This window comes from Lishizhenia sp., from assembly GCF_033720595.1.
Lineage (GTDB): Bacteria > Bacteroidota > Bacteroidia > Flavobacteriales_D > Crocinitomicaceae > Lishizhenia.
The window spans coordinates 1-10,925 of the sequence record NZ_JAWWCF010000099.1 but is presented as its reverse complement, the minus strand read 5'-3'; the positions used below and the strand labels follow the sequence as shown (position 1 = coordinate 10,925).

The window sequence follows — 10,925 nt, the reverse complement described above, 5'->3', positions numbered from 1 at the left end:
TTACGTAATGTTAGGAAACTTATCTCCACAAGTTCAAAGTACAGTAATCGAAAGATTAGCAGAGCGTCCAAAATTGGTTGCAATGGATACAATGAATTTCTGGATGGACATCGCCATGGATGATTTGAAAAAGACTTTGACGATGGTAGATGTATTAATCATCAACGATGAAGAAGCGAGACAATTGTCTGGCGAATACTCTTTGGTTAAAGCAGCACGCGTTATTCGCGATATGGGGCCAAAATATTTGATCATCAAAAAAGGAGAGCACGGAGCATTGTTGTTCCACGGAGATAATATTTTCTCTGCACCGGCTTTACCGTTAGAAGAAGTATTTGATCCAACTGGAGCAGGAGATACTTTTGCAGGTGGATTCATGGGATTCATCGCGGCGACAGATGATTATTCTTTCGACAACATGAAAAGAGCAATTATTGCAGGTTCTGCATTGGCATCTTTCTGTGTTGAAAAATTCGGAACTGAAAAATTAGAAAATATTACAAAAGAAGAAGTTGATGCACGTATCGAGCAATTCGTACGTTTAACTGACTTCGATATGGTACATACTGTAGGATAGTATCCTAAATTCTCTCATATTATGGAAAAACAAGCTTTTATCGATCAACTTAAAGCCTTAACAACACAAGAAAATGTTTTGGCGGTAAGTAGAGATGTAAACGAATTACAGTCGAAATTCGAAGATTTTTTATTGGAAGAAGGACGATTACGTCAAGTAGCTCAACTAGAAGCCCAAGAAAGAGGTGAAACCCCAGAGGAAGAACCTGCTGTTGATGTATTGAAAGATGAGTTTTATGCTTTGTATTCTGATTACAAGGAAAGAAAAAAAGCAATCATAGATGAGAAAAATGCAACGCAAAGCGAGAACTTGAAAAAGAAAAGAGCTTTGATTGCAAAACTACGTGCTGTAGTTGAGGAAGAAGAAAACATTGGTCAGGCCTTTGGTGCATACAAAGAAATTCAAGAAGCTTGGAAACAAGTAGGTGAGATTCCTCGTGACAAAAGACCTGACATCCAGGGTGAATATTCAAGGTTGTTAGAAGAGTTCTTCTACAACATGAAGATTTACAGAGAAATCAAAGAATATGATTTCAAGAAAAACTTGGAGGCCAAAGAAGCCATTATTGAACGTATCAAAGATTTATCGGCAATAGAGTCGATCAAAGAGGTGGAAACTTCTTTAAAAGCTTTGCAAAATGAATGGGAAGACGTGGGTCCAGCTCCGCAAGAAGAGTGGGAACGCGTAAAAGAAGCCTACTGGTCTAACGTTAAGGCTACATGGGATAGAATTCAAGCATTTTATGACGACAGAAAGCAAAAAATGCACGAGAATCTTGAACAGAAAAAAGCCTTGTTGGAAGAAGCGAGAACTTTGGTGGCACAAAAGAACGAATCTGTAAAAGATTGGGATGTGAGCACGAAGGCCTTATTGGCACTTCAGGAAAAATGGAAGACCATAGGATTTGGACCAAAGAAGGAGAATGAGGAAGTATGGAAATTATTCCGTACAGAATGTGATACCTTCTTTGAGGCAAAATCAAACTTCTTTGAAGGAATTCGAGCAGTTTACGATAAGATTGCAGACCGCAAAAAAGGATTGATTGCTAAAGTAGAAGCGTTGAAAACATCAACGGATTGGAAAGAGACTACACAGCAAATCATTAACATTCAGAAAGAATGGAAAAAAGCTGGAAACGCGGGTCAGCGCAACGAACAGACTTTATGGAAAGAGTTCAGAGCTGCATGTGATTACTTCTTCGATGCCAAGCAAAAACACTTTGACGAATTAGATAAGTTGAACTCAACAAACCTAACAGCTAAAGAGGAGTTGATTAAGGAAATCGAAAGTTTCCAATTGCCGGCAACCAAGAAAGAGGCAATTGATGCGCTTAAAGCATTCTCTCAGAAGTTTGCACAGATTGGAAAAGTTCCTTTTAAAGATAAAGACAGAGTCTACAAGGCGTACAAATCTGCTTTAGATGCGCATTACGCACAATTGAAGTTAGAAGGTCAAGAACGCGATAAGGTGATGTTCGAGGCTAAAATAGATACGATTTCTGGAAGCGCGGATGCGAAGAAGATGTTTGGAAAAGAAAGACAAGAGATTCGCAACCAAATCAACGAAATTAAACAAGAGATTATTCAATACGAAAACAACCTTGGTTTCTTTGCTAACAGTAAAGGAGCAAATGCATTAAAGCAAGAGGTAGAACGTAAAATTGAAAGCTCTAACGAGAAAATCGCTGCTTTGAAACAGCGTTTAAAAATGATTCCACAAGACTAGTAGATTAAGATGAATAGATTCGTAAATATTTGGACCGTTATATTTTTCATCCTTTCACTTCCTTTTGCCATGGCATTGGATTATGCGGGGATATACAAATTGTTTGGTATCGAATTTCCAGGACCAGACTTTGAATATAACGATTTGATTTACGGAATTCTTGCAGGAATTTTCTTGTTGTTGGGTGCCTTAAAAGCATCGAGAAGATGGGTGGGTTTATTCATTGCTCGACAAACACAGAAATTTGTTTGGTCGGCACCTCTGTCCAAAGCAAGAAAGCAACGCATTTTAATGTACAGTTTATTAGAGGTAACAGTATTGGTGAGTATGGCGGTATTTTATTTTATGATATCGCCCATACTCATTTATGTAGGCTTGGCCTTGGTAATTGTTGCTACCGAACACTTGCTACATACTTTTGTAGGTTTGGGTAAAGATTGGTTCAGAGTTGGTATAACTTCGAAGGCTGTAGTGAGTACAGATAGAGAGGTTACGGTAATGTATTATACAGGTTTAAGAAAGGTGAGCATACACCAGCAAACCTTGTATTTAGAATACATCAAAGATTTAACTTTGCACATACCTAGCAACGCTATACAGCAAGGTGAAGTTGAAGCGTTTAAGCAACACTTGGTTGAACAAGTAGACAGAGAAAAAGTGTTTTTTAATGAAGCCTTTAAAGCTTGGAAGTAAAACCTAATCTTGGTTTACTTTATTAAATACCTCGGCCCAGAGTAAATCACTTTTGGAGGTAATCTTTATATTTTCTTCATTCCCCATGCAGGTGTGAACCTCTACGCCTAGTTTTTCGAGAAGACTGGCGTCGTCTGTGATGTCTTTGGTATACTCAATTGTATAGGCTTTTTGTATCAAATCCTTTTGAAAAACCTGGGGTGTTTGAACGCTTAAGAAGTGACTTCTATCCACAGCTTTAGATTTTAAATCAATTCTTTGACGCAAAGATTCTTTTAAGGGTAAACAAGGAATTGCACTTCCTTTTTCTGCGGCCATTTTAAAGCAGTTGTTTAGCGTGTAATCATTTACAAATGGACGTACGCCATCGTGAATTGCGATGAGCTCGCCAGAGGCTACTTCTAAGGCGTTTTTAATGGAGTGATATCGCTCTTGACCACCCGTAATTACACGATGAGGTATGGGATCATAATTCACACAAACATTTTCCCAATATTCTAGCCATTCTTCAGGAAGTGTTATGATAATTTCTAAATCAGGATTGTAATCATGAAAGCGTTTCAATGTAAGCCATAATATTGGTTTACCATTGATTAACAAGAATTGTTTGGGGAGTTTAGTTCCCATTCTTTTTCCAATTCCGCCTGCTGTTATGATTACTGTTTTTTCCATACGATCTGTCCTTCCTCAAAGTTAAGGCATAATTATGAACTGTATATAAAGGAGTTGATTTTCTAATTGAAAAATGACCAAAAAGAAAAGGGCAACCTTTCGATTGCCCTTTCAATATAGTGATTGTAAGAATTACTTCTTAACGATCATTTTCTTAGTTACTGATTGACCACCAGCTGTCATTGTGTAAGTGTAAACACCACCAGACAAGTTAGATGCGTCAACTGTGTACGTGTGTGTACCAGCGTTCAATACATTTAAGTCAGCAGACTGAACTAATCTTCCTGATAAATCTCTGATTTCGAAAGAAACTGCTTGAGCTTCTGTCAATTCGAAAGAAATCTCAGATGTAGTTGAGAATGGGTTAGGAGCGTTTTGTCCTAAAGAAGCTTCTAAAGCCTCAACACCTTCTGTTGCAACTGTACCTAATGTGTTCATTCTTACTACTGGAGTAGCGTTAGTGTAGAAACGTCCGTTTGCAATTGGAGCCATCATACCACCACCGTAGTAAGTTAAAGATAAACCTCTTGGAGAGAATCCAGAAGTTAAGTATTCGAAGTCAGACTGTGTACCAACACATGCAAAGTATAATCCACCAGCAGTTAAGTTAGCAGGAGAACCAGCAGGGAAGTTCAATGTTAAGATTTTTCCTAAACTCCAGCTTGGTACTTCAACGTAGTCAGAAACTGCTACTAATGTGAAAGAACCTTGTCCATCTGGTGTGTAGATTGCCCCGTAAATTTCATCACCTACGTTTCCTTGTTCGTTAGCGATACCTACATCGATACCTTTAACAGTCATGTCAGCAACAACCTCGAAGTAGTTACCTGCTTCGTATCCAAATACTTCACTACCATCGATAGTAGCTGTACCTCCATCAGCACCGAAGTTAGAGTACTCATCTCTTGCGAAAATGTGTGTATCTGCAACGATGATGTCTTGAGGAATAATTTTCAAGTCATTATCAGCTGGAATATCATCAACCTCAGTCATAGTAATTTCTTGAGAGATCGTGTAAACTCCGTTTCCTGGTAATGTGTAAGTTGTAGATAAACTGTCAGTAGAACCAGCAGTAATTGTAGTTGGAGCTGATGAAGCAACAACAGAACCGTTAACATCTACTTCTAAAGAAACGTTTGTTAAGTCCATTCCACCTGGGTTCTTCACGTTAGCAGAGAATGCCATTTGACCAACTTGAGATGTAGGAATGATGTAGTAAGGAATTTCATTGAAGATAGGATCTCCGTTTCCATCCTCTAATTCGTAACTACCCCAGTTTGAAGAAACTACAGATAAATCGTAGTCATTCAAAGTAGAAATAGCTAAATCATCAATTGCCCATCCGTAAGTAATCCAAACGTTTGGACTTGTTACGTTTGTAGATGCAGTAGTCCATCTGAACTGAATCCATACTGAAGTAGCAGCACCTGCGATTGCGTCAGAAATGTTTACGTATACTTTTTCAGTATTGTCGTAAGCAGAACCACCTGAAGCAGTTAATAATTCTTTATTGTTGTTATCGAAAACAGATGTAAAGTTAGTACCATCTGTACTTACTCTTACTTCTTGTAAATCGTTGAATTTCGCACCGTATTGCTCGAAAGATAAGTTAACTTGATCTGTAGCAGCACCTGCGTTTGCCAATGTCAATGCTTCAATATCCAAAGGAGCTGAAGTTGTCATTGTGTAAACTTTGTCTAAAATTTGTGTACCCTGTGTTGGATCTCCATTGTTCACCTCAGCGAAAGAACCACCTGATGTAGAAGCGATATCAGCTAAAGCCCAGCTATCGTTTGAAGCATCGATGTTCCATCCAAATGTTGCTCCAGACTCACCGTCATTGTCGATTGTCCAGTTTGCTGGTGTTGAGAAATCATCTGTGTACACATCAGTACCTAGTGCTTTTGCTGTTGCATTGTTAGCTTCTTTATGCAAAGGTCTAAGTGTAGAGATCTCAGGAGTGTTCTGAGCGATAACCCCACTAGTACCTAGTGCAATAGCTAACGCACTTAAATATACTTTTTTCATAGTTTATACTGTAATTAATTATTTAACGCTAAAGATATAAACAATTAAGAATTAATCCAGCTATAAACAGGGCATTATGTACCAAAATGTCTAGAAATGTAGGGAAGCTAAAAGCGAATTCCTTAGTTGAAATGTAGTTTTAAACACTTATAACCCTTATTTTTAAAGGGTTTTATGGGTTGTAACTCTTTTTAGAAATGTTTATTTATTGAAGTTTTTAACCATTTCCCATGCTTTTTCTCTCGCTAATTTGTCTGTGTTAACGTAGTCTTCATAAACAGGTGATAAGCTATTTGGGGTTTGCATTAACACAGCTTCATTGATATCTGCAATGGCCAGGAAGGAAATCTTTTCTTCTAAGAAAGCTTGTACACTCACTTCGTTGGCTGCGTTAAGTGCACATGCCGCTGTACCTTCCATCTCCATAGCTTTGTAAGCCAAGTTCAAATTTTTAAAGGTGTCAGCGTCGGCTTTTTCGAAGGTCAACTGTGGATAGTCCATGAAATTGAAACGTGGAAAATCTGTTTTAAACCTTTCGGGATAAGTCAAGGCATATTGAATGGGAAGTTTCATGTCTGGCAAGCCCATTTGCGCCTTCATGCTTCCGTCCTCAAACTGTACTAAACTGTGTACAATACTTTGGGGGTGTACTATGGTATCGATTTGGTCTGGACGTAAATTGAATAACCATTTGGCTTCTATTACTTCCAATCCTTTGTTCATTAATGAGGCAGAATCTATGGTGATTTTTGCTCCCATTTCCCAGTTGGGATGTTTCAAGGCTTGTGCCTTGGTAACAGCAGCGAGTTGATCTTTTGTGTAACCACGGAAAGGTCCACCCGATGCTGTTAAGTATATCTTTTCAATTTTATTCTCAAAGTCGCCCACCAAACATTGGAAAATTGCCGAGTGCTCAGAATCTACAGGGTAAATGTTCACCCCATTCTCTCGGGCCATTTTTGTAACCAATTCTCCTGCAACCACTAAGGTTTCTTTGTTGGCTAAGGCTATAGTTTTCTTGGCTTCAATGGCGCGAAGCGTAGGTTTTAAACCTGCGTATCCTACCAACGCGGTAAGCACAGTGTGAATTTCATTCCCTTCTACTACTTGTGCCAAAGCATCTTCACCTGCATATACGTGAATTTCATGCTCCCACAAAGCGGACTTCACCTGCTCAAACTTACTTTCATCCACAATAACAACGGTATTGGGTTGGTGTTTGATGGCTTGTTCTATCAAAAGGTCAGCATTTCTATTGGCAGTAATCACTTGTAAATCAAACTTGTCTGGGTAGTTTTCAATTACCTCTAAAGCTTGCGTTCCTATTGATCCTGTTGATCCTAAAATTGCTATTCCTTTTTTCACGTTGTGGGTTTTTGTGTGAATTTACTTTTTTCCTTGAGTTATTTTGCAAATGTTGCGTCTAAAGCCGCACAGAATTTATCTGCTGCCTCTGCCAAGATTTCTTTGGTATGTGCTTGAGATACAAATCCTACTTCGTAACCACTAGGTCCAACATACAATCCGTTTTCCAATAAGTTTCCGTATAAATCTTTGAAAGAGGTCATATCTCCATCAATTTCATCGGCTCTTCTAATTGCTAACTTATCAGAGAAGGCCATCCAGAAAATAGATCCAATGGTAAACATTTCAAATAAGTATCCTTTCTCCTTGGCGTGTGCGTTAATCTTGTTCACGAAGAATTGTGTTCTTTCTTCTTGGTCTTCGTAGAAACCGTCTTTTACACATTCTTCCAATTGTGCAATTCCTGCAGCCATCGCTACTGGGTTTCCACTCAATGTTCCTGCTTGGTAAACAGGTCCGTCTGGCGCAACACAAGCCATGATTTCTTTTCTTGCTCCGTACGCTCCAACAGGTAATCCACCTCCAATAATTTTTCCGTATGAAACGATGTCTGGTGTAATTCCGTAGTATTCTGATGCTCCACCAAAGGCTACTCTAAATCCAGAGATCACCTCGTCGAAGAACAATAAGATATTGTTTGCTGTACACAATTCTCTTAATCCTTGTAAGAATTTTTTGTCTTGTAACAGTAATCCGTTGTTGGCAGGAATTGGTTCAATGATTACACAAGCAATATCGTGTCCCCATTCTTCAAAACATGCTTTCACTGCGTCTAAATCATTCAGGGGTAAAACCAATGTTTCGTTGGTGTATCCTTCAGGAATACCTGCAGATGTAGATTCTCCAAAAGTTACTAATCCAGATCCAGCTTTCACCAACATGGCATCTACGTGACCGTGGTAACATCCTTCAAACTTTACAATTTTGTTTTTTCCAGAGTAACCTCGCGCTAAACGTAAGCCCGACATTACCGCTTCTGTTCCTGAACTACAGAATCTAATTTTGTCGATCACAGGATTATTTTCCACTACCAAAGCAGCCAATTCATTTTCTAAACGCGTTGGCGCTCCAAAGCTAGAACCGTTGTGTAAAGTTTCAATTACTTTTTCTCTTACGTTAGGGTTGTTATGACCTAAGATAAGTGGTCCCCAACTACAACAAAAATCGATGAATTGGTTATCGTCTTCGTCCCAAATGTTAACACCATCTCCTTTTTTAATGAATAATGGCGCACCATCAACTGATTTGAATGCACGAACTGGAGAGTTTACACCACCCGGCAAGTATTGTTTTGCAGTTTCGAAGAGTTGTTCAGAATTTGACCTTTTCATATCTCAATTTTTAAGTTGCAGAATCTATAAGAGATTCATGATTCGGCCCCAAAATTAAGAACTTTAAAACAAAGAAGTGTCAGAGAATTGTTGATTTGAGACTGAAGTATAGATTATTTTACTCAGAGCGGAAGATCCTTTAAATGATTCAATGAATACGGAGCTACCAAACAGGTATAGCAGCGGCAGCCCGGAGGACTATTTTGCATTGCAACTTGGCGGTTAGGGGCGACCTAAGAAGCCGCGCAACTCTTTAGTTAAAAGTAAAAGAGGGTGAGGACTATAGCGGAAAGACCGCCCGTTTGTCAAAATATAAGACACAAAAAAAGGGAAACTCAAAATTTGAATTTCCCTTTTCAATGGTAGCGAGGGCCAGACTCGAACTGACGACCTTCGGGTTATGAGCCCGACGAGCTACCAACTGCTCCACCTCGCACTATATCTTAAAATAGTTATTTCTTTTTCTAAACAAACTCGCTTGTTTGTGTCCCGTTGGGGGTGCAAATATACGTAGCTTTTTTAAACCTGCAATGGAAAAAAGGAAAAACTTTTAATTTTCTAATTCCATGAGCTGTTCAGTACCCTCTTCCCAAGCCATCATTTCTTTGTCTAAGTCTGCTTTTAAGGCTTCATACTTAGCTAATTGCTTGGCAGCGTTCTCTTCGTCAGTGTAATCTAAATCGGCCAGAACTTTATCCATTTCGGCAATTTCTTTTTCTAAACGCTCTATGTTTTGTTCTGCTTTATTGACCTGATTTTTGAATTTATTACGTTGGCGTTTCAATTCTTTAGCTTCTTCGTAACTCAATTCTTGCTTCGGTGCTTCTTCTTTAACCACCTCTTTTTTCGGCTTGGCCGCTTTCTTTTGCGCCTTGTGTTCGCCGTTGAGCGACATCTTTCTCCTTAAAAATTCTTGTACCGTGTAGTGGTGAATTTTCAACGCTTTGTCTTCAATGTCCCAAATACGGTTCGTCAAACCATCCAAGAACTCTCTATCGTGCGATACAATAATGAAGGTTCCTTCGTAATTAATCAACGCACTCTTAAGTACCTCCTTACTCTGGATATCAAGGTGGTTGGTCGGCTCATCGAGAATCAACACGTTACTCGGACTCAATAACAATTGGCACAAAGCCAAACGCGTACGTTCGCCTCCAGAAAGCACACCTACTTTTTTATCTACATCTTCACCACTAAACAAGAAAGCACCTAAAACAGATCTCAATTCTTTTCTGATATCTCCTTTAGCAACCTCGTCTACGGTTTCCAATATCGTTTTTTCTTTATCCAAAGCTTCGGCTTGGTCTTGTGCGAAGTAAGTAACCTGTACGTTGTGTCCGTAATTTACAGTTCCGTCTCCGTCCAAAGTTTTCATAATGCGCTTCAGTAAAGTGGATTTACCTACACCGTTAGGTCCAAGCAAAGCAATTTTTTCACCCCTACCCACGGTTAAGTTCACATCCTTGAACAAGAGGTTGTCGCCATAAGATTTACCCAAATCTTCCATTTCCAACACCCACTTTCCGGGTTGCACACTTAAAGGAAAGGCTATTTTCATTTTCGCAACCACATCATCTTCCACTTGGATGATTTCAGTTCGCTCCAATTTCTTGATCAAAGATTGGGCAAAGGCTGCTTTGTTTTTCTTCGCACGGAATTTATCAATTAACTCTTTGGTTTGCTTGATGTCTTTTTCCTGTTGCTTGGCAGCCGCTTTTAAACGTTCTATTTCTTCTGACCTTCTTTCTTTGTACAAAGAGTAAGGGTAAGGGAAATCTAAAATAGAACCTTGCGCAATTTCCAAAGTACGCTTGGTAACGTTATCTAAGAATAATCTATCGTGAGAAATGGTAATTACCGCCCCTTCGAAGGTTTGTAAATATTTCTCCAACCAAGAAATTGAGATAATATCCAAGTGGTTGGTGGGCTCATCCAGTAGAATAACATCTGGTTTGTTCACCAATATTTTGGCTAATTCGGCTCTCATTTTCCAACCTCCAGATAAATCTTCCAAGGGATTTTCTATCTTCTTTTCGTTGAAACCTAAACCATCTAAAGTGGCCATGATTTTCTCTTCCCATTGAAAACCTTCGTGTAAAGAGAACTGCGTATTGTAATCGTTCAAATCATCCAACAACTGCAAGTAAGAATCACTTTCGTAATCCGTTCTTGTGGTCAATTGGTCATTGATATCGTCTAATTTCTGACGAATATGATTAAGGGTTTCGTTAGAAAACTTTAGGTAATCAAACACCGTTTTATTGGTGTCGATTTCTATATCCTGTGTTAAGAAACCAACTGTACAATCTTTGGGTTTGTGAATTCTACCTTCAGAAGGCTTGTCCCACCCCGCAATTAATTTCAATAAAGTAGACTTACCCGCTCCGTTTTTTCCAACCAAACCGATTTTATCTCCTTTATTGATTTGTAAACTAATTTCGTTAAACAAATACCCCTGAGGAAGGTGAACACCAAGATTATCCAAATTTATCATGCCGCAAAAGTAGTGATAAGAATGGGTTTATTAAATAGTG

8 protein-coding genes and 1 tRNA gene are annotated in these 10,925 nt (G+C 38.9%); 3 read left to right on the top strand and 6 right to left on the bottom strand.

The genetic code is table 11. From position 1 onward, the window contains the following. From R3333_RS08470 to R3333_RS08460, 3 genes are all read left to right on the top strand, one after another. Positions 1–577: PfkB family carbohydrate kinase (locus R3333_RS08470; protein ID WP_318958354.1), on the top strand; the 577-nt coding region annotated here is incomplete at its 5' end. A gap of 21 nt (positions 578–598) precedes the next feature. Then, positions 599–2,302 (top strand): DUF349 domain-containing protein, encoded by a 1,704-nt coding sequence (locus tag R3333_RS08465; RefSeq protein WP_318958353.1) that lies wholly within the window; start codon positions 599–601, stop codon positions 2,300–2,302. Between the two features lie 9 nt (positions 2,303–2,311). Next, complete coding sequence (locus tag R3333_RS08460; protein WP_318958352.1) at positions 2,312–2,995, top strand: hypothetical protein; 684 nt, start codon at positions 2,312–2,314, stop codon at positions 2,993–2,995. Between the two features lie 3 nt (positions 2,996–2,998). Here R3333_RS08460 and R3333_RS08455 read toward each other — a convergent pair whose 3' ends face one another. From R3333_RS08455 to R3333_RS08430, 6 genes are all read right to left on the bottom strand, one after another. Further along, positions 2,999–3,667, bottom strand: coding sequence for a 2-C-methyl-D-erythritol 4-phosphate cytidylyltransferase (locus tag R3333_RS08455; RefSeq protein WP_318958351.1), 669 nt, complete (start codon positions 3,665–3,667; stop codon positions 2,999–3,001). A gap of 132 nt (positions 3,668–3,799) precedes the next feature. Continuing rightward, a complete protein-coding gene (locus R3333_RS08450) occupies positions 3,800–5,695 on the bottom strand; it encodes a T9SS type A sorting domain-containing protein (protein WP_318958350.1) in 1,896 nt (631 codons plus the stop codon). 201 nt (positions 5,696–5,896) lie between these two features. Continuing rightward, positions 5,897–7,060: a 1-deoxy-D-xylulose-5-phosphate reductoisomerase gene (locus tag R3333_RS08445; protein WP_318958349.1), complete on the bottom strand. Its 1,164-nt coding sequence runs from the start codon at positions 7,058–7,060 to the stop codon at positions 5,897–5,899. 38 nt (positions 7,061–7,098) lie between these two features. Then, positions 7,099–8,391 carry a glutamate-1-semialdehyde 2,1-aminomutase gene (gene hemL, locus R3333_RS08440; protein ID WP_318958348.1) on the bottom strand — a complete coding sequence of 431 codons (1,293 nt, stop codon included), beginning with the start codon at positions 8,389–8,391 and terminating at the stop codon, positions 7,099–7,101. 360 nt (positions 8,392–8,751) lie between these two features. Further along, positions 8,752–8,827, bottom strand: a tRNA-Met gene (locus R3333_RS08435). A 114-nt stretch (positions 8,828–8,941) separates the two neighbouring features. After that, positions 8,942–10,885, bottom strand: a complete 1,944-nt coding sequence (locus R3333_RS08430) for an ABC-F family ATP-binding cassette domain-containing protein (protein WP_318958347.1) — start codon at positions 10,883–10,885, stop codon at positions 8,942–8,944. Positions 10,886–10,925 lie beyond the last annotated feature (40 nt).

What these genes read in the sequence shown, in the direction of transcription:
- R3333_RS08430 (WP_318958347.1), bottom strand. Translation starts at nt 10,885, where the DNA reads ATGATAAATTTGGATAATCTTGGTGTTCACCTTCCTCAGGGGTATTTG.
- R3333_RS08460 (WP_318958352.1), top strand. Translation starts at nt 2,312, where the DNA reads ATGAATAGATTCGTAAATATTTGGACCGTTATATTTTTCATCCTTTCA.
- R3333_RS08455 (WP_318958351.1), bottom strand. Translation starts at nt 3,667, where the DNA reads ATGGAAAAAACAGTAATCATAACAGCAGGCGGAATTGGAAAAAGAATG.
- R3333_RS08450 (WP_318958350.1), bottom strand. Translation starts at nt 5,695, where the DNA reads ATGAAAAAAGTATATTTAAGTGCGTTAGCTATTGCACTAGGTACTAGT.
- R3333_RS08465 (WP_318958353.1), top strand. Translation starts at nt 599, where the DNA reads ATGGAAAAACAAGCTTTTATCGATCAACTTAAAGCCTTAACAACACAA.
- hemL (WP_318958348.1), bottom strand. Translation starts at nt 8,391, where the DNA reads ATGAAAAGGTCAAATTCTGAACAACTCTTCGAAACTGCAAAACAATAC.